This window comes from Paenibacillus sp. Z3-2 (genome assembly GCF_054161325.1).
The window spans coordinates 5,711,701-5,733,770 of record NZ_CP096397.1 but is presented as its reverse complement, the minus strand read 5'-3'; the positions used below and the strand labels follow the sequence as shown (position 1 = coordinate 5,733,770).

The 22,070-nt window shown below is 53.9% G+C and carries 4 protein-coding genes; 2 read left to right on the top strand and 2 right to left on the bottom strand.

Features of this window, described 5'->3' with window-relative positions; all coding sequences use genetic code 11:
* Nucleotides 1-195: 195 nt before the first annotated feature.
* Complete coding sequence (locus M1D71_RS25700) at nucleotides 196-19,155, top strand: non-ribosomal peptide synthase/polyketide synthase (RefSeq protein WP_458124220.1); 18,960 nt, start codon at nucleotides 196-198, stop codon at nucleotides 19,153-19,155.
* Nucleotides 19,156-19,539: 384 nt separating this feature from the next.
* On the opposite strand, the gene M1D71_RS25695 is transcribed toward M1D71_RS25700, so the two are convergent.
* Nucleotides 19,540-20,553 (bottom strand): helix-turn-helix transcriptional regulator, encoded by a 1,014-nt coding sequence (locus tag M1D71_RS25695; RefSeq protein WP_458124219.1) that lies wholly within the window; start codon nucleotides 20,551-20,553, stop codon nucleotides 19,540-19,542.
* Between the two features lie 87 nt (nucleotides 20,554-20,640).
* Between M1D71_RS25695 and M1D71_RS25690 the strand changes: the two genes are divergently transcribed.
* Nucleotides 20,641-21,084, top strand: coding sequence for a VOC family protein (locus tag M1D71_RS25690; protein ID WP_458124218.1), 444 nt, complete (start codon nucleotides 20,641-20,643; stop codon nucleotides 21,082-21,084).
* Between the two features lie 189 nt (nucleotides 21,085-21,273).
* On the opposite strand, the gene M1D71_RS25685 is transcribed toward M1D71_RS25690, so the two are convergent.
* Entirely contained in the window at nucleotides 21,274-22,053 is a 780-nt protein-coding gene (locus M1D71_RS25685) for a PHP domain-containing protein (protein ID WP_458124217.1), read from the bottom strand.
* Nucleotides 22,054-22,070 lie beyond the last annotated feature (17 nt).

The following is a 22,070-nucleotide window of genomic DNA, read 5'->3' as shown; positions in this document are numbered from 1 at the left end:
TAAGATAGAGTCTTTTAGTAATCCAAGGTATTACTTTATAACCGGTAGTTACCAGAAAACGTAGACACGAAAAAGGTGGAAGAGTCGGAAGGAGCCGTCTCGGGATTGGCCTGAACGGTTCTTCTTAAGAGTGACTAAGCGACATCTAGGTAGCAGCCTATCAATAAAGAATCTCTAAACCGGGAGTGTGTCGATGTGAGAGAGAATACTAACAAGCAATATGGATTAACGCAAGCCCAGCGCCGAGTATGGTTCATGGAAATTATGAATCCGGGAACGTCCATCACGATGCTTTCCGCGACCTACCAGATTACGGGTGAGATCGACACACAGCTTTTGGAGCAAGCGGCGGCAGAGATCGTCAAAACCTATGACGCTTTCCGAATTCGCATTAGCGGAGATTTGCAAAATCCAACGCAGTGGTTCGAAGAGCCGGAGAATGTCCAAGCCAGGGTAAGCCGCCTCGAAATAGGCACAACTGAACAATTCTATATGTGGGTGAAAGAAGTAAGCGAAAAACCGGCCAGCGTGTTCGACGAACAGCTCTACCAATTTACGATTATCCATTTTGCGAACGGCCAAGTATGGCTAAATTTGACGGTAAATCATATTATCACCGACGGCTTATCCGTCAATGCTTTGCTCCATGCGGTGATGGAAAAATACCTGGAACTGCGCAAAGGTATCTCCAGCAGTTATCAGGCCCCATCTTATCTGGATTATATTTCCGCGGAGCGTGAATATGAGCAATCACAGCGTTATCAAAAAGGCAAGGAATACTGGCTGACGAAGTACAACACTTTGCCTGAAACGACCGGTATTAAATCGGTTCCGTCATTCTCGATCGGCAGCGAATCCAATAAACTGTCCATCACTTTGGACGGTTCCCGGTATGAACGCATTCTGGCCTTCAGCGAACAATATCAGGTCAGTTTATATACGTTATTTCTATCCGCCATGTACGCCTTATTGTACAAGCTGACCGACAGCACCGATGTTCCGGTCGGCACGGTTTTCGCCAATCGCACCAGCAAGAAGGAAAAAGAAACGATCGGCATGTTCGTCAGCACCGTGGCTACACGGATTCGTCTGAATCCAGACGGGCATGTGCTTTCCTTGATCCAAACGGTTTCCAAGGAAAATACGGCGGATCTGCGGTATCAGAAATACCCTTATAACCAATTGATCCAGGATTTACGCGAACAACACGGCCGCAACGATCTTTCGGAGCTGTTCCGCACGTCTCTGGAATATCTGCCTTTGAAAATCGTGGAGTACGAAGAAATCAAGGTACGCCTGGAGGCTCACTTCGCTAGGCATGAGATGGACGATTTGCTGCTGCGCTTCGACCATATGCTGAATGAAGGCCATGTAATTCTCCATGCTTCCTATCGTACTGGCCTGTTCCAGACAGCCGAGATTGATCGGATTATGGAACAGTATGTAACCGTTCTGGACCAGTTTCTTCAGACTCCCGAACTGCCAGTACGCGAGATTTCTCTGCTGAGCGATGAGGAGAGACACCGCATTCTGGACGTTTTTAACCCGCCGGTGGCAGGGATGAACGAGGAAGAAGCGTTTCATCGGTATGTTGAAAAGTTTGCCCGGGAAACTCCTGATCATGCGGCAGTCGTCTACATGGACAAACAGCTGACCTACGGCGAATTGAACGAACGCGCCGATCGGCTGGCTTCTCTCCTTCGCGAACAGGGCGTGGGAAGGGAGACGATTACGGGGATCTGGGCGGAGCGTTCAGTGGAACTGCTGGTCGGGGTGCTCGCCGTTTGGAAAGCCGGCGGAGCCTATGTACCGCTGGACCCCGATTATCCGGCGGAGCGGATTGAGTACATGCTCAGCGATAGCGAAGCATCGGTGCTGCTTACGCAGCGTCATCTGTTGGAGCGGGCCGGAGGTTGGTTGGCCGATGACCGGCTGAAGCTTCAGGCTGTCTATGCCATGGACGATGAACAGATTTATAACGGGGATGTCTTATCGGTGGAATTTGAATCTGCCGGCTGCGCCCCGCAAGACTTGGCTTATGTGATTTACACCTCGGGTACGACGGGACGTCCGAAAGGCGTCATGATCGAGCACGGTAGTCTCGTGAGTACGGCGGACGCGTACCGTCGCGAGTACCGGTTGGATCAGTTCCCGGTGCGGCTGCTGCAGCTGGCCAGCTTCTCGTTTGACGTGTTCGTCGGAGACATCGCGCGGACGCTGTATAACGGAGGCACGATGGTGATTGTACCGAAGGATGACCGGATTGATCCGAACCGTTTATACGGGTGGATTCGCGATCAAAACATTACGGTATTCGAATCGACGCCTGCGCTCATCCTGCCGTTCATGCAGCATATTTATGAAGAAGGGCTGGACGTTAGCTCCATGCAACTGCTGATTACCAGCTCGGATGCTTGCAGTGTCACCGATTACCGATTGCTGCAGGAAAGATTCGGCGGACAATTCCGCATCATCAACAGCTATGGTGTTACCGAAGCGGCCATTGACAGCAGCTTTTACGATGAGCCGCTGGACAAGCTGCCGTCGTCGGGTCATGTGCCGATCGGTAAAGCTTGGCTGAACGCCCGGTTTTACATTGTCGATGCCGCGTTAATGCCGGTTCCTGTAGGAGTTCCGGGCGAACTTGTCATCGGCGGCGCCGGGGTAGCGCGCGGGTACTGGAACCGTCCGGATCTAACCGCCGAGAAGTTTGTGGACAGCCCGTTTGTAGCGGGCGAACGTCTGTACCGGACAGGTGATTTGTCCCGCTGGCTGGAAGACGGCAACGTGGACTTCATCGGCCGGATCGACTATCAGGTGAAAATTCGTGGGTTCCGGATCGAACTCGGCGAAATTGAAACGGCTCTGCTGCGTTTTCCGGGCGTCAAGCAGGCTGTAGTGATCGACCGTACGGATGAGCAGGGGCAAAAATATTTGTGCGGTTACGTGGCGGCGGATGCTTCCTTGCAGCTGAGCGCCCTGCTGTCCCAATTGAAGCAAGAGCTACCGGCCCATATGGTCCCGGCTCGACTGGTGTCTCTTGATAAGCTTCCGCTCACGCCGAACAGCAAAATTGACCGTAAAGCGCTGCCTGAACCGACCGGAGAGGTAGAAGCAGGCCGTGAGTATGTGGCTCCTCGCACAACGTTGGAGATAAGACTTGCTCTCATTTGGCAGCAGGTACTGGGTATTACGCGAGTTGGAGTCCGTGACGATTTCTTTGACCTGGGTGGTCATTCCTTGCGTGCTTCCTCGCTGGTTTCCAAGATTCGGAGAGAACTGCAAGTCGAGGTTCCACTGCGAGACGTTTTCCGTTACACCACGATCGAGCAGCTGGCTCAAAGAATTGGCGGTTTAAAGCAGCAGGAGACGTATGAGATTACAAAGACGGCAGAGGCCGAGTACTATCCGGTTTCATCCGAGCAAAAGCGTTTGTACGTCCTGCGCCAGCTTGACGGGGCCGAGCGCAGCTACAATATGTCGGCGGCGCTTCTTCTCGAAGGCAAGCTGGATCATATGCGCGTCGAGCAAGCGTTCCGGGCACTGATTCAGCGTCATGAGACGCTGCGTACGGGGATCGAGCAGGTTCAAGGCGAACTTGTCCAGCGTATCTATGACGAGGTGGAGTTTGCTGTGGATTATCTCCAAGCGAGCGAGTGGGAATTGGATCAAGTGGTGGAAGCTTACTACCGCCCGTTTGATCTGACCAATCCACCACTTCTCCGCATCGGCCTGATCAAAGTCACCGAAGATCGCCACATTCTGCTGTTCGATATGCACCATATCGTCTCGGACGGCATTTCGACAGCGCTGCTCTTCGACGAGTTCAGCCGCCTGTATCGGGGCGAGGAGCTGGCTCCGCTGCACATTCAATACAAAGATTATGCCGTTTGGCAGCATTCCGAAGCCTACGGGCAGTTGCTCCTTCCGCAGAAGGAGTACTGGCTGGAACAGCTGTCGGGCGAGCTGCCGGTGTTGGAGCTGCCGACAGACTTCCCGCGGCTTGCGGTGCAAAGTTTTGACGGCCGGACCGTGAAGTTTTATATCGGAAAAGAGCGGACGGAGAAGCTGAAAGAGCTGGCTGCGCGGACAGGCACGACCCTGTACATGGTGCTGCTGTCGGCCTACTCCATTCTTATGCATAAATATTCGGGTCAGGAAGATCTGATCGTGGGAACGCCGATTGCCGGGAGAACGCAGGAAGAAGTGCAGCCGATCGTAGGCATGTTTATCAACACGCTGGCCATTCGCAGCCGTCCGGAGCGTTCCAAGCCGTACCTTTCGTACCTGGAAGAAATCAAGGACATCACGCTCGGAGCTTTCGAACACCAAAATTATTTGTTCGAAGACTTGGTGGAAAGTCTTCACATTCCACGCGCGACTGGCCGGAATCCGCTCTTCGATACGTTCTTCTCTCTGCAAAATACGGAGAACGAGCAAATTGTCATCGAGGGGCTGGAACAATCGTTTTATCCGTTGGAAAACCGAACATCCAAGTTCGAGCTACTCCTGGATATTTCGGAGCTGGACGGTCAGCTCGAATGCCGCTTGGAGTACGCTACGGCTTTGTATAAACAGGAGACCGCGGAGCGGTTCGCCAGACATTATGACAAGCTGCTCGAAACCATCGCAGCAGCGCCGGACAGGGATATTGCCTCGCTGGAAATGCTCACGGAGGAGGAAATCCGCGAGCTGGTGAGCAGTTTCAACGATTCGGAGGCGGACTACCCGCGGCAGCAGACGATTCACGGCTTGTTCGAAGAGCAGGCGGAACTTTACCCGGACAACGTGGCCGCCGTCATGAACGAGCGGCAGCTGACCTACCGGGAGCTGAACGAGCGCTCCAACCGCCTTGCGCGGAAGCTGCGGGAGATGGGAGTCGAAGCGGACCAGCTGGTAGCAATTCTGGCCGAACGCTCGCTCGATACGGTCGTCGGCATTCTGGCGATTCTCAAAGCGGGCGGAGCCTACGTGCCTGTTGATCCCGACTACCCAGAGGAGCGCATCCGCTTCATGATTGAGGATTCGGGCGCGCCGTTATTGCTGATTCAAAAGCATCTGCACGAGAAGACTAACTTCGCAGGAACGCGCCTCGAATTAGACGATTTCGTTTGGGGCGACAGAAGGGTGGATTCCGAAGGCGCGCTGGACGCTTCGAATCTGGCGCCGATTTCCGGGCCGGGCAACCTGGCCTATGTCATCTACACGTCGGGAACGACCGGCAGACCAAAAGGAACGTTGATCGAGCATAAGAACGTCGTGCGTCTCCTGTTCAACGACAAGAATCTGTTCGACTTCAGGCCGTCCGACACGTGGACGTTGTTCCATTCGTTCTGCTTTGATTTCTCCGTCTGGGAAATGTATGGAGCGCTGCTGTACGGAGGCAAGCTGGTCATCGTACCGCCGCTCACGGCGAAAAACCCGGCCGATTTCCTGGCGCTGCTGGGGCGCGAACAGGTCACGATTTTGAACCAGACGCCAACGTACTTCTACCAGCTGCAGCGTGAGGTCTTGGCGGATCATCCGTACGATCTGCGGATTCGCAACGTCATCTTCGGGGGCGAAGCGCTCAGTCCGTTGCTGCTCAAGGGCTTCAAGACGAAGTACCCGGAGACGAAGCTGATCAATATGTATGGCATTACCGAGACGACGGTTCACGTTACGTATAAGGAAATTACGTGGGTCGAAATAGAGGCGGCGAAGAGCAATATCGGCAAGCCGATCCCGACGCTGAGGGTGTACGTCCTTGATGAAGAGCGCCGCCCTGTGCCGATCGGCGTAGCGGGCGAAATGTACGTGGCCGGAGAAGGCCTTGCGAGAGGATACCTGAACCGTCCGGATCTGACGGCGGAGAAGTTCATCGATTCCCCGTTTGCGGAGGGGGAAAAACTGTACCGCTCGGGCGACTTGGCGGCTTGGCTGCCGGACGGCAACATCGAATACCTGGGCCGGATCGACCACCAGGTCAAAATCCGCGGGTACCGGATTGAGCTGGACGAAATCGAGACGCAGCTTCTGAACGTCGAGGGCGTGGAAGAGGCGGTGGTGCTCGCCCGTCAGGACGGCGGGGGTGAGAAGGCGCTTGTCGCCTACTTTGTGGCGGACCGGACGCTGACGGTCAGCGAAATGAGAACCTCGTTGGCCCAGGGAATGCCGGGGTACATGATCCCGTCGTACTTCTTGCAGCTGGAGCGCATGCCGCTGACATCCAACGGCAAAGTGGATCGCAAAGCGTTGCCGGAGCCGCAAGGCGGCTTACAAACGGGCGTCGAATATGTAGCGCCGCGTAACCGGACGGAGTCCCAGCTTGTGAAGATCTGGGAGGAAGTGCTGGGGTACTCCGGCATTGGAGTCCTGGACAATTTCTTCGAGCTCGGAGGCCACTCCTTGCGGGCAACGAACCTTGTCAGCAAAATTCGGAAGGAAATGAATGTCGAACTTCCGCTACGCGATGTGTTCCGCTATACAACGGTAGAGTCGATGGCCGGGGCTATTGCCAGCTTGGAAGAAACGAGGCACAGCTCGATTCCGAAAGCGGAAGAGAAAGCGTACTATCCAGTTTCCTCCGCGCAAAAAAGGCTGTACGTCCTGCACCAGCTGGATGGCTCTGAGCTGAATTACAACCTTCCAAGCGCCTTGCAATTGGAAGGGGCTTTGAACGAGGGCAATGTGGAAAAGGCGCTGAATACTTTGGTGGCCCGGCACGATATGCTGCGCACTGGTTTTGAAATCGTGAATGGGGAGCCGGTTCAGCATATTCATCCGCTCGTAGCTTTCAAGGTCGAGAAGCTACGAGCAAGCGAAGATCAGGTTGCGGCGATTCTTGAAGGCTTCATTCAGCCTTTTGACTTGACCCATCCGCCTTTGCTACGCGCCCTGTTAATCGAACTGGAGAAAGAGAAATTCCTGCTCGCGCTGGATATTCATCATATTGGTTCCGATGGCCTTTCCATGGACGTGCTGCTGCGCGAATTCGTACAGCTTTACAACGGGGAAGAATTGCCGGAGCTGCGGATTCAATACAAGGATTACGCCGTTTGGCAGCAATCCGATGAGCAACACCAGCGTATCAAACGGCAGGAGGAATACTGGCGTGTGGTATTCAGCTCCGAGCTTCCGGTTCTTGAGCTGCCTCTCGACTTCTCCCGCCCGGCCGTCCAGCAGTTTGGCGGTCAAACGCTCACGTTTAAGCTGGATGCGGAGAAAAGCGAAGCTCTCAAACGGCTTGCTGGCGATTCGGGGGCGACACTGTACATGCTTCTGCTGGCTGCGTACTCCGTATTGCTTCATAAATACGCGGGACAGGAAGATATCGTGGTCGGCACTCCGATTGCCGTCCGTTCTCATGCCGACCTGCAACCGATTATCGGCATGTTCGTCAATACGCTGGCCCTTCGCTTGGGTCCGGCGGCGGAGCGGACGTTCCTGGATTACTTGCAGGAAGTGAAGGAAACGACACTTGGAGCCTACGAGCACCAGGACTATCCGTTCGAGGAGCTGGTGGAAGCTCTTCAGGTGAGCCGGGATTTAAGCCGGAATCCTCTCTTTGACACTATGTTTTCTTTGCAAAAGCACGAAAGCTTGGATTTAACCCTGGAAGGCTTGCAATGGTCGCTGTTCAACATCGAGGAAAAGACGGCGAAGTTTGATCTTAGCTTAGATATTGTTGAAGCGGGTAATGAGTTAGTTTGCAAGATCGAGTACGCTACTTCATTGTTTAAACCGGAAACGATGGTACGGCTGGCGGGTCATTACGAACAGCTTTTGGCGTCGATTCTGGCTCAGCCGGATGCGAGGATTTCCGATTTGGATATCTTGACGAACAGCGAGATGCATGATTTGCTGGTCGGGTTTGACGTGTCGTCTTCGGCTCTTGCGAAGCAACCCGCCGCAGAGGGTACAGGTTTGGAAGCGAATGAGTCGTGGAGAGATAGAACGTTCCATGAGCTGTTCGAGGAGCAGGCGGAGCGCACTCCGGGAGCGCTGGCGGTTGTCTACGAAGACAGCAAGCTGACGTATGCGGAGCTGAATGCCAAAGCGAATCGTCTGGCGTATGCACTGCGGGCGCACGGGGTAAAGCCCGAGCAGGTAGTCGGCATTCTGGCCGACCGTTCGGTGGAGCTGTTGATTGGGGTGCTCGCCGTATGGAAAGCGGGAGGCGCTTATGTGCCGCTTGACCCGGACTACCCGGCGGAACGGATCGAATACATGCTCGCAGACAGTGGGGCATCGGTGCTGCTCACGCAGACACGCCTGCTGGAGCAGGCAGAAGCTTGGCGCAGCGACGGAGCTTTAGTGCTGCAAACGGTGCTTGCGCTTGATGACGCTTCGACGTACAGCCTCGGAGATGCGGAAGCGGTCGTGGGTGTACAAGTACAAGCTTTGGGCGAAACAGGCGCAGAGGCGGAGGCTTTGGCGCAAGCGGAAACGGCTGCTGCCGAAACATCCGCCACGGCCGAAGCTGAGAAGAACGTATTAGCGGCGGATCTCGCATCGAATCCGGCGAATGTGAACAAGCCGCGCGATTTGGCTTACGTCATCTACACCTCCGGTACGACGGGCCGTCCGAAGGGCGTGGCGGTGGAACACCGCAGCCTGGTGAACACGGCAGCGGGCTACCGGCGGGACTACCGCCTGGATCAGTTCCCGATCCGGCTGCTGCAGCTCGCCAGCTTCTCGTTCGACGTGTTCGTCGGCGACATTGCGCGGACGCTGTACAACGGCGGCACCATGGTCATCGTGCCGAAGGACGACCGGATTGATCCAACCCGCCTCTACGGCTGGATTCGCGACTACGCCGTGACGTTGTTCGAATCGACACCGGCGCTGGTCGTGCCGTTCATGGAGCATGTGCATGCCGAGGGTCTGGACCTCAGCTCGATGCAGCTGCTGATTACAAGCTCGGATGCGTGCAGCGTAGCGGATTACCGCACCTTGCAGGAGCGCTTCGGCTCGCAGTTCCGTATTATTAACAGCTACGGCGTAACGGAAGCGGCGATTGACTCCAGCTTCTATGACGAGCCGCTGGAGAAGCTGCCGAAGACGGGCAGCGTGCCAATCGGGAAAGCGTGGCTGAACGCCAAGTTCTACATCGTGGATGCGAATCTGAAGCCGGTGCCGATCGGGGTGCTGGGCGAGCTGGTTATCGGCGGAACGGGTGTGGCCCGCGGTTACTTGAACCGCCCGGATTTGACGACGGAGAAATTCGTAGATAGCCCGTTCGCCACTGGGGAGAGGCTGTACCGGACGGGCGACCTGGCGCGCTGGATGCCGGACGGCAACGTGGACTTTATCGGTCGGATCGACAACCAGGTGAAAATTCGCGGTTATCGGATCGAGCTTGGTGAAATTGAAGCGGCCATGAAAAATGTTGCCGGCGTGCGTCAAGCGCTTGTCATCGACCGGACGGACGAGCGGGGGCAGAAATATTTGTGCGGGTATGTCGTAGCGGATTCCGGCTTTGATCTGCAAGGGCTTGTGTCCCATCTGGACGCCGCGCTGCCTTCCCATATGGTGCCTTCGCGCATCATGTGTCTGGATCAAATGCCGCTTACCCCGAACGGGAAGATCGACCGTAAAGCGCTGCCTGTACCGGAAGGAAGTATTCGTGCCGAGGCTGCATACACGGCGCCTCGTACTCCTGCCGAGCGAGCACTTGCGTCGGTTTGGCAGTCTGTACTGGGCGTGGATCAGGTTGGCACGATAGACAATTTCTTTGCGCTCGGCGGCGATTCGATTAAGGCATTGCAGGTATCGTCCCGTCTTTTGCAAAAGGGGTACAAGTTGGTCATGAAAGATTTGTTCCATTACCCGACGATCTCCGCCCTTAGTTTGCAGTTGCAAACGGCGGAGAGAACGGCAAGCCAGGCCGAAGTGACGGGAGAGGTCGTCTTGACCCCGATTCAGCGCTGGTTCTTTGAACAAAATCCGGCCGACGTGCATCACAGCAACCAGGCGTTCATGCAGTTCTCCAAGCAAGGCTTTGACGAAGAAGCTTTACGCCAAGCGGTGCATCAGCTTGTCGTGCACCACGATGCTCTCCGTACGGTTTACCGTCAAACCGAGAACGGTTATACCGCCTGGAACCGCGGCGCCGGGAAGAACGAAGCGCTGTTCGATCTGGAAGTTGTCAATTTCAAGGGAGCCCGCGACGTGAAAGAAGCCGTAGAAGCTAAGGCCAATGATATTCAAGCGAGCATCGATCTGGAAAATGGTCCGTTGGTGAAGCTCGGCTTGTTCCGCTGCGACGACGGCGATCACCTACTCATCGCGATTCATCACCTGGTTGTAGACGGCGTATCCTGGCGAATTCTGCTTGAGGATTTTGCTACTGGCTATGAGCAGGCTCTGCAAGGGCAGCCGATCCGTCTGCCGCTCAAAACGGATTCATTTCAAATGTGGGCGGGGCAGCTCGCTGATTATGCGAACGGTTCGGCGATGGAAAGCGAAAGAGAGTATTGGCAGCATGTCGAGCAATTGACCTATGAGCCGCTTCCGAAAGATTTTGAACAGGGCAGATCCAAGCTGAAGGACAGCGGGCTCGTGACCGTTCGCTGGTCGGCAGAGGAGACCGAACAGCTGCTGAAGCAGGCACACCGTGCTTACCATACGGAAATGAATGATTTACTACTTGTCGCGCTTGGCCTCGCGGTACAAGCTTGGAGCGGCCGGGAACGCGTGCTGGTGAATCTCGAAGGCCACGGTCGGGAAGAACTTTTGCCGGATGTGGACATTACGCGTACGGTAGGCTGGTTTACAAGCCAATTCCCTGTCGTTCTGGAGCCGGGTCAGGCCCAGGCGCTCGGTCATCAGGTGAAACAGGTGAAAGAAAGCTTGCGCCGCATTCCGAACAAAGGAATCAGCTACGGCATCCTGCGTTATTTGTCTGCGCCGCGTGACGGCGAGCGTTTCGTCTTGGAGCCGGAGATCAGCTTTAACTATTTGGGTCAGTTCGACCAGGATTACGAAAGCAGCGGCTTGCGGCCGTCTCCGTTCGGCCCGGGCTCCGATTCAAGCCCGGATACAGTGATGGATTTTGTCCTCGATATCAACGGTATGGTGTCGGAAGGCGTGTTGGAACTCACGATCCGTTATGGGGAGACTCAGTATAAACGGGAAACGGTGGAGCGCCTGAGCACCCTGCTTCAATCGAGTTTGCGTGAAGTCATCAACCATTGCATATCGAAAGAGCGGCCGGAGCTTACGCCTAGCGATGTACTGCTTCAAGATATGACGGTGGAGGAACTGGAGCGACTGGCCGAACATACGGCGGCGCTCGGCGAACTGGAGAATGTATACACCTTGACTCCGCTGCAAAAAGGGATGTTGTTCCACAGCCTGTTGGATGCTGATTCGGAAGCTTACTTCGAACAGGTGACCTTCGATCTGTACGGAAGCCTGAATGTCGAAGCCTTCACCCAAGGATTGGATACGCTGGTGCAGCGGAATGAGGCGCTGCGGACCAACTTTATTACCGGCTGGAGAGACGAGCCGATTCAAGTGGTATTCCGCGAGCGGAAGTGTGAAGTGTACTTCGAAGATATTCGCTCGGTAAGCGATGAAGACCCGGAGAAGACGATAGCCAATTTCGTCAGCGCGGATAAAGCGAACAAGTTCGCTTTGGCCCAAGGATCTCTGATGCGGGTGACCGTTTTGCGCACGGGCGACGAGTCCTACCATGTGATCTGGAGTCACCATCACATTTTGATGGATGGCTGGTGCATGTCTTTCATGATCAAGGAAGTGTTCGACACCTACTTCGCGTTCCAGGAGAAGCGGACGCTGGAGCTTCCTCCGGTTACCCCGTACTCTCGGTATATCGAATGGCTAGAAGCTCAAGATGCCGCGAAAGCTTCGCGTTACTGGTCCGAGTATTTGACGGGTTACGATCAGCAGACCAAGCTCCCCCAGGAGAAAACGCAGCTGAAACAGGGTGCTTTTGAAGCGGCTGAAATCGATGTGGAACTCAGTAAGGAACTGACCGGGCAAATCGAGCGGGTGGCACGTGAGCAGCAGGTGACGCTCAATACGTTCATGCAGACCGTATGGGGATTGGTTCTGCAGATATACAACAACAGTGAGGATGTCGTATTCGGCTCCGTTGTATCTGGGCGTCCGGCAGAAATTCCGGGCATCGAAAGCATGATCGGCCTGTTTATTAATACAATCCCGGTTCGTATTCAAGGCAAAGCCGAGGAGACGGTAGCCGATACCTTGAGAAAAACCCAGAATCAAGCACTGGCATCGGGAGCTTACGAAACGTTCCCGCTGTTCGAAATTCAGTCGCTGAGCGAGCAAAAGCGCGACTTGATCAACCATATCATGGTCTTTGAAAATTATCCGATGGAAGAACAGATTGAGCAGATCGTCGGCGGAGACAAAGAAGCGCTGAAAATCGCTAACATCCAGTCGCCTGAGCAAACGAACTACGACCTGGACATTACGGTCATTCCGGAAGAGCATATTTTGCTGCGGTTTACGTACAATACGCTGACGTTCAGAGAGGAAGACATCAGGCTGATCCACGGTCATTTTGCCCGGGCACTGGAGAAGATTGCGGCTAACCCGAACATCCGCGTGAATCAGTTGGAGCTTTTGACAGCGGCGGAAAAAGAGCAAATTCTTGTCGCGTTTAACCCGGCGCAGCCGGAAGCGGCTCCAGGGGCCGCGTTCCACCGACTGTTTGAGGAACAGGCGGAGCGCACGCCGGAAGCGGCGGCTGTCGTGTACGAGAACGACCGGCTGACGTATGCGGAGCTGAACGAGCGGGCGAACCGTTTGGCGGCTACGCTGCGCGCAAGCGGCATCGGCCGGGAGTCGATCGTCGGCATTCTCGCCGAACGTTCGGTGGACTTGCTGGTGGCCGTGCTGGCCGTCTGGAAAGCGGGCGGGGCGTATGTGCCGCTCGACCCGGATTATCCAGTGGACCGCGTGCGGTTCATGCTCGAAGACAGCGGAGCGAAGGTACTGCTGACGCAAACACCGCTTCGTGAGCGTGCCGAAGCCTGGCTCGGTGAAGAGCAGCTGGTGCTGTCAGCTGTGCTGTACCTCGACGATGAAACGTCGTACAGCGAGGAGCGAGCGAATGCGCCGATTAGCTCCAGTATGGTTTCCGGCAAGTTGACGGGTGCTGTGAACGACGGTGATGAGAACCATTCGAATGTCAGCTTGGGCAGCTTTCATGAAGCCCATCCGGAGGACCTGGCATACGTGATATACACGTCGGGAACGACGGGCAAGCCGAAGGGTGTGATGATTGAGCACCGTAGCCTGGTGAACACGGCGGCAGGCTACCGGCGGGAATACCGGTTGGATCAGTTTCCGGTGCGGCTGCTGCAGCTCGCAAGCTTCTCGTTTGACGTGTTCGTGGGAGATATTGCGCGGACGCTGTATAACGGAGGCACGATGGTGATTGTGCCGAAGGACGACCGGATTGACCCGTCTCGTCTGCACCACTGGATAGAGCAGGAGCGGGTTACCATTTTTGAATCGACGCCAGCGCTAATCGTGCCGTTTATGGAATACGTGTACGAGCAGCGGCTGGATATGAGCCGGATGGAGCTGTTGATCACAAGCTCGGACAGCTGCAGCGTGGCGGATTACCGGACTTTGCAGGAACGCTTCGGCTCGTTGCTGCGGATCATCAACGCCTACGGCGTAACGGAAGCGGCGATCGACTCCAGTTTCTATGATGAGGAGTTGGCGAAGCTGCCGCAGACAGGCCATGTGCCGATTGGTAAAGCGTGGTTGAATGCGAAGTTCTACATCGTGGATGCACATCTGCATCCGGTTCCTGTCGGGGTACTGGGCGAATTGGTTATCGGCGGAGTCGGTGTGGCGCGCGGGTACTTGAACCGTCCAGAGCTGACGGAAGAGAAGTTTGTAGATAGTCCGTTTGTCGTAGGTGAGCGACTGTATCGCACGGGAGACTTGGCGCGGTGGATGGAGGACGGCAACGTGGACTTCATCGGCCGGATCGATAACCAGGCGAAAATCCGGGGTTACCGGATCGAGACGGGCGAAGTCGAAGCGAAGCTGCTGAGTGTAGGTGGCGTGAAGGAAGCGGTCGTTGTTGTCAGGGAAGATCAAGAAGGGCAGAAAGCTTTATGCGCTTATTATACTGCGGAAGAAGGCTTGACGGCGGCAGACCTGAAACGAGCGATAGCCAGCGAGCTTCCGGGGTACATGATCCCATCGTACTTTGTAGAGCTGGAGCGCTTGCCTCTGACGCCGAATGGAAAGATCGACCGGAAGGCGTTGCCGGCACCGGAAGGGGGAGCAGGTGGAGGTCGCGAATACGTGGCGCCGCGCACCGAACTGGAGGCGAAACTGGCCGCCATTTGGCAGGATGTGCTTGTTCGGGAGAAGGCGGTAGGCGTAATGGACAACTTCTTCGACCTCGGCGGACACTCTCTGCGGGCGACGACGCTTGTCAGCAAAATGCATAAGGAGCTAGGCATTGAATTCCCGCTTCGCGACGTATTCCGCTACTCGACAGTTGAAGAAATGGCCGCGGCTATGGAGCGGCTGGAGATCGGCTCGTTCACAGCTATTCCCGATGCCGAACCTAGCGAGTATTACCCGCTCTCTTCCGCTCAAAAACGTCTCTATATCTTGAACCAACTGGAAGGAGCCGAGCTGAGCTACAACATACCGGGAGCTATGCTACTCGAAGGGGAGCTCGACCGGCAGCGGTTTGAAGAAGCGTTCCGCGGGCTCGTAGCTCGTCATGAAACGCTGAGAACCGGATTTGAGATGGTAAAAGGCGAAGCGGTTCAGCGGATTTACGAAGAAGCCGCCTTCCAGGTGGAATATGTGCAGATCAGCGGGCAGCAGGCGGAAGAAACGGTGCGCCAATTCGTTCGTTCGTTTGATCTAGCGAAGCCGCCACTTCTGCGGGTAAGCCTTGCCGAACTGGCGCCGGACCGACACATTCTGATGTTCGATACGCATCATATCGTATCTGACGGCGTTTCGATGGATGTACTGATCGAAGAGTTCGTCCGCTTGTACAGCGGGGAGCAGTTGGAGCCGCTCCGCATTCAGTACAAAGATTATGCGGTATGGCAACAATCGGACGAGCAGAAAGCTCAGCTTGCCAAGCAGGAAGCCTATTGGCTCGACATGTTCCGCGGAGAGCTGCCGGTTTTGGAATTACAGGCGGACTATCCGCGCCCGGCTATGCAGAGCTACGAGGGCCGCACGCTGCAATTGTTTATGAATAGCGAGAAAAGCGAGGGTCTGAAACGGCTTGCAGCCGAGAACGGCGCAACGCTTTACATGGTTCTGCTTGCTGGTTATACAATATTGTTGCATAAATATACAGGACAAGAAGATGTGGTGGTCGGTACGCCGATTGCGGGAAGAAATCACAGCGACGTTCAGTCGCTGATCGGGATGTTCGTCAATACCCTAGCCATCCGCAGTTATCCGGCTGCCGGTAAGACGTTCCTTGACTACTTGAAGGAAATCAAGGAGACGACGCTGGGTGCTTTTGAACATCAGAATTATCCGTTTGAGGAACTGGTGGATAAGGTGAACGTGGCTCGCGATTTAAGCCGCAATCCACTGTTCGATACGATGTTTGCTTTGCAGAATACAGAGAATTTGGAAATTCAGCTTCCGGGACTCCATTTGTCGACGTATGCCAGCGAAGAAATTGTTTCGAAATTCGATCTCAGCTTGGACGTCACAGAGATCGAGGAAGGTTTGGAATATCTTTTTGAATACGCCACTGCTCTCTATAAAACCGAAACGGTGGAGAAATTGGCCGCTCACTACTTGCAGCTGCTTGAATCCATTCTCCGCAAGCCGTCGGCGACTATTGCTGAGTTGGGCATTTTGACGGCAGAGGAAAAAGAGCAAATTCTCGGCGCGTTTAACCCGGCACAGCCGGAAGCGGCTCCTGCAGCCACGTTCCACCGGCTGTTTGAGGAACAGGTGGAGCGCACGCCGGAAGAGGCGGCCATCGTGTACGAGAACGACCGGCTGACGTATGCGGAGCTGAACGAGCGGGCGAACCGCTTGGCGGCCACGCTGCGCGCAAGGGGCATCGGCCGGGAATCGATCGTCGGCATTCTCGCCGAACGTTCGGTTGACTTGCTGGTGGCCGTGCTTGCCGTCTGGAAAGCGGGCGGGGCGTATGTGCCGCTCGACCCTGATTATCCAGTGGACCGCGTGCGGTTCATGCTCGAAGACAGCGGAGCAAAGGTACTGCTGACGCAAACACCGCTTCGTGAGCGTGCCGAAGCCTGGCTCGGCGAAGAGGCGCTGGCGCTGGCGGCGGTGCTGTACATGGACGACGAAGCGTCGTACAGCGAGGAGCGGGCGAATGCGCCAATGAGTGCTCCCGATCCAGTCGCCGGCAAGCTAACGGGGGCTGTGAACGGTGGTGGCGAGAGTCATCCAAATGATGTTGATGTTGTCGGTATGGACAGCTTCCATGAAGCCCACCCAGAGGATTTGGCGTATGTGATCTACACGTCAGGAACGACGGGCAAGCCGAAGGGCGTGATGATCGAGCACCGAAGCTTGGTGAACACGGCGACGGGTTACCGACGGGAATACCGGTTGGATCAGTTCCCGGTGCGTCTGCTGCAACTTGCAAGCTTTTCGTTCGACGTGTTTGTGGGCGACATTGCGCGGACGTTGTACAACGGCGGTACCATGGTCATTGTACCGAAGGACGACCGGATCGATCCGTCTCGTTTGCACTACTGGATAGAGCGGGAGCAAGTGACGATTTTTGAATCAACACCAGCACTGATCGTACCGTTTATGGAATACGTGCATGAGCAGGGGCTGGAGTTGAGTGGGATGGAGCTGCTCATCACAAGCTCGGACAGCTGCAGCGTGGCGGATTACCGTACCTTGCAGGAACGGTTCGGCCCGTCGTTCCGCATCATTAACGCCTACGGCGTGACGGAAGCAGCAATTGATTCCAGTTTCTATGACGAGGAGTTGGCGAAACTGCCGCAGACAGGCCATGTGCCGATTGGCAAAGCGTGGTTGAATGCGAAGTTTTACATCGTGGATGCACATCTGAATCCCGTACCGGTCGGGGTGCTGGGCGAGCTGGTTATCAGCGGCGTTGGGGTAGCACGTGGGTACTTGAACCGTCCAGAGCTGACGGAAGAGAAATTTGTAGACAGCCCTTTCACCGCTGGTGAGCGGTTGTATCGCACGGGAGATTTGGCACGGTGGATGGAGGACGGAAACGTGGATTTCATCGGCCGGATCGACAATCAAGCGAAAATCCGGGGTTACAGGATCGAGACGGGTGAGATTGAGTCGCAGATGCTGCGAGTGTTAGGTATACGCGAAGCCGTGGTGATGGTTCGAAGTGATGCGAACGGGCAAAAGGCGCTGTGCGCATACTACACAACGGATATCGAACTGACGGCGGCCGACCTGAAACGAGCGATCTCCAGCGAGCTACCGGGTTACATGATCCCGTCGTACTTCGTGGAGCTGGAGCATTTACCTCTGACACCAAACGGGAAAATCGACCGGAAAGCGCTACCGGCGCCGGAAGAGGGAGCAAGTGCAGGGCGCGAATACGTGGCGCCGCGCACCGATCTGGAGGCGAAACTGGTCTCGATCTGGCAGGACGTGCTTGGATTAGTTACGATTGGTGTGACGGACAACTTCTTCGACCTCGGCGGTCACTCGCTGCGGGCGACGACGCTGGTCAGCAAGGTGCACAAGGAGTTGCGCGTGGACCTGCCACTGCGCGATGTATTCCGGTACTCGACTATTGAAGCGATGGCTGAAGTGATTAGCCTATTGGAGCAGCAGGAATTCCTCTCCATTCCGGTTCTGGATAAAAGGGAGTATTATCCGCTTTCCTCCGTGCAAAAACGGCTGTACATCCAGCAGCAGATGGAAGGCGCTGAGCTTAGCTACAACATGTCCGGCATGACGGTTCTCGTCGGGCGCTTGGAGCAGAATCAATTCGAGGCGGCGCTCAAAGGATTAATCGCTCGTCACGAAGTTTTGCGAACTGGCTTCGAAATGGTCGACGGCGAACCGGTACAACGGGTTTATTCGGACTTGGAGTTTGCCGTCGAGTATACAAAAGCGACGGAAAGTGAAACGAAAAGCATTGCGGATGCCTTTGTACGTGTCTTTGATTTGGAGCGGCCGCCTCTGCTGCGTGTGGGCTTAGCTGAATGGGAAGAGGAACGTCATCTGCTTATGCTGGATATTCATCATATCGTCACGGATGGCATGTCGATGGGTATCTTCATCGAAGAGCTGCTGCGCCTGTATAACGGTGAGACGCTGGAACCGCTTCGGATTCAATACAAGGAATTCGCCGCTTGGCAGCAGTCCGAACCTGTAAAAGAACGGCAGAAATGCCAGGAAGCCTACTGGCTGGACATGCTGGAAGGTGAACTGCCAACGCTTGAGCTGCCTACGGACTTTGTCAGACCTGCCACTCGGAGCTTTGAGGGAGATGTGCTGCCTTTCAGTATCGACAAGCAGATGACCGACAGCTTGCAGCGCATTGCCGATGAGAACGGTGCTACCCTATATATGGTGTTATCGGCGGCCTATTCAATCCTGCTCAGCAAGTACTCGGGACAAGAAGACTTCATTGTAGGCACACCGGTTTCGGGCCGCACACATGCCGACCTGGAGCCGCTCATCGGAATGTTTGTCAACACGTTGGCGATTCGCCATTATCCATCCGGGGAGAAGACGTTCCTTAATTACTTGAACGAAGTCAAAGAAACGATGCTGGGGGCCTACGACCACCAGGATTATCCGTTTGAAGAACTTGTTAAAAAGCTGCAGGTGCCGCGCGATCAAAGCCGCAATCCTGTATTCGATGTCATGTTTGCACTGGAAACGAAGGAAGATAACGTTCAAAGCTTCGGGGATATCCAGATCGAACCTTATCCGGAAACGCATGCGGTTTCCCAATTTGACCTTACCTTGGTCATTTCGTTACTGGATGAGGGAATGAACGGGCAGTTTGAATATGCGACCAAGTTGTTTACGTGCAATCTGATCGACAATTTCGCTCAGGACCTGCTGGTGATTATCAACCAAATTGGCGAACAGCCTTCGGTGCTGTTAAAGGATATTTCCCTGAACGGTCAATCCGAACAGGAGCAAGATTTGCTAGAGACCATAGATATTATTTTCTAATCCCTACCCGGCTTGCGCGTATGCCGTATTTCTCTCGGTACGCATCCTGCCGGGTGTTTTTTTTCCAAATGAAAGGTAAGGTGGAGTGTCAGCTAGTCATACATTAGAGTGGATAAGCGGTCCCATGCAGGAATAAATATGGACAATTTCCAATATGGAAGAGCTGATGAATTAGGAGTTACAAACTATTTTTTAACACTAACAAGCGATAAAGAACTATGAACTAGAATATTTAGATGATGAGGCATTCTTAGAAGGGTTTTATAGGAAAGTGAGCGGGGAAGAGAACATTATATCCATTAAGGGTACGCTATTTGTCTTCTTTTAGTAGAAGGCAAAGCCTTTTGTCATTTCCATAGCGTTAAAGAGTCATTGAAAGATTTATTAAACATGCTCCAGCAAACCCAGATAATATTGTCTTAGATCCTCCTTCAGGCTGGCTGGCTCGACAATTTTGATCGATTTACCATAGTCCGCAAGATATCTCACAATGAAATCAAGTTCATGAGGTTCATATGAACCGACAAGATACATGTGTCCCATCTTCTCCATGATCTGCATAGATGGAAAATGTTCTTGCTGGAAAAGCTCAATTCCGGCTTCGTCAATTCGACATTGAAATGGAATAGCGACCTGTGATGGTTTCCATTGCGAATGAGCACCTTGTGCTTGGAGATCATTTACATGAGCCAAGGGTTCAATCTCCGTTGCTTCGGCTGAAGTGATGCGGTCGCAGCGGAATACACGATAGGCCTGCTTATTCAGATCATACGCTTGGCAATACCAGTAGCCTCTCTTGGCATAGAGAGCGATGGGTTGGATCGTGCGGATGTTGGAGTTGGATGGACAAGAAGATGAATTCGATTGCTCAGGATCAGGATGGTTTGCAGGAGACGGCCTTTGATCAGGAGATCTTCGCTGAGCAGGATACGTAATCAGGATCACGATATTTTGCACAGCCGCCATCAACAAAAACTCCAAATGCGCACTATCGCGGATCTGCTCCGTATGTCGGAAGGATACCCGGTGTTGAATGTTCTCAATATCCTGTCGTTGCTTGTCGGATAACGAGCTCATAAATTTCTCATGAATGGTACGGTATGAGGCCTGAAAGGGTAAGCTGGAGAAACTGCGGAGGGCCTGCATCGCAAAATAAAGGGCATGAAGCTCACCTGTATTAAATGATATGGGAGGCAGCTGCATCTGTTGTAACAGTCGGTATCCGCCGTAGCGTCCATACTCCACATAAATGGGCGCACCTAACTCTTCCAATGAAGCGACGTCTCTTAACGCGGTTCGCTTGGAGATCTGGAACTCCTGCATAAGATCTTGCAGGGTGAACTGCTGTTTTTGATTAATGAAGCGTAGCATCTGGTTCATGCGTTCTGATTTTTTCATATCGAACCCTCTTAATGGTGCCATAGATTGGCACCTTTCGTTGTTATAGTGATAAGTGTAATCCAATAGGAACTAGGAGGCAACATAATGAATTTTGAAGCGATACCATTTTTATCGATGAACGGAGATGCGGCGGCAGCCATTGCTTTTTATGAGGAGTTTCTGGGCGCCAAAGTGATATTCAAGAAAAGTTATAAAGAAATGAAGGAGATGAACCCGGGCTTCGAGTACCCAGCTGGCCAAGATGAATATATTACACATTCAGTGCTGGAAATTGGGGTTAACAAGATCATGATTGCGGAGGAGGCAATGGACACGGAGAGACCGTGGCAGCTGGGAAACAACACATCACTATGTATTCAATCCAAGGATAAAGATACAATCGATCAGCTGTATCATTCTCTGATGCAACATAAGGGTGTGAAGGTACTGGTACCGTATCAACAAAATGAATTCAGCCCAGGTTACGGCATTGTCCGGGATCCGTTTGGCATTGCGATTCAGCTGTGTGTGACGGTGCATGATTTTTAATCGAGGTGAGGAGCCCACTCATTCATTCATGCCTCGAGTGAATATTCGTCACTAAAGCCCACTTCAGTAATCTGATAGGCTGCGAATGATGTTGGAATACAAAAGAGACATGCTCTTGTTGATCATGTCTCTTTTGAGCTTGATAACTTTCATTCAGCCATTTGCTGAGTCTAAATGTGACTCTCTTTTCTAAACCTCCTGCAAACTCGCGGCCTCCAGCTTGGCAAGACGTTTCATTACTTTCTTGAGCATCACAGAGGCTTTGACGCGTAAAGGAAGATCGGCGGAGATTTCGATGGTGTACGCTTCCGTAAGAATCTGCTCTTTGAGTTCAGCCACCGTTGCACATGGACGATCCAACACGTTGTATACACTGCCGTATTGCAGACATTGGTGTGTATCACTTCCGGCGGTAACCGGCTTGCCTAGGGATTGGGCAAACGGTTCGACCTGACTGCGGCAGGTTTGGATATCCATTTTGTACATGTCCTTGGCGTTCAGGTCAAATGCATCCAGACGCCCAAGCAGGTTGCGGTCCAACTGATGCAGCGGAGTGGATTCGCGGAAAGGGTGTGCGCCAATTTTGAGTAAAGGCCATGCTTCGGCCAGATCCAGCAGGTTGGCAAAGGGAATGAAAGACCCCTTGGCCGTATAATTTTCCAGCCCGGCACGGATGGTGAGGATATGTTCTTTTTGACCAATCAGCAAAATGTGCCCCGTCTCCTGAATATCCACTTCCATCCCTGGGAAAATGCGAAGTCCGTCTGCATCGTAGTATTCTCCGTTATAAGGGTAAAGACGATCCAGCGTCTCATAGACATCGTAGAAGTGACGGGTGTTAAAATGCTCTGTAAGCGCGAGGGCATCCAGCCCGCTGGCTTTCGCTTCCGTGACCATTTCGGTGAAATACTCGATCGAGAAATCAGAGTTTTTGGATAGTTTGCCGTGAGTATGAAGATCAATGCGCATAATGACACTTCCTTTAT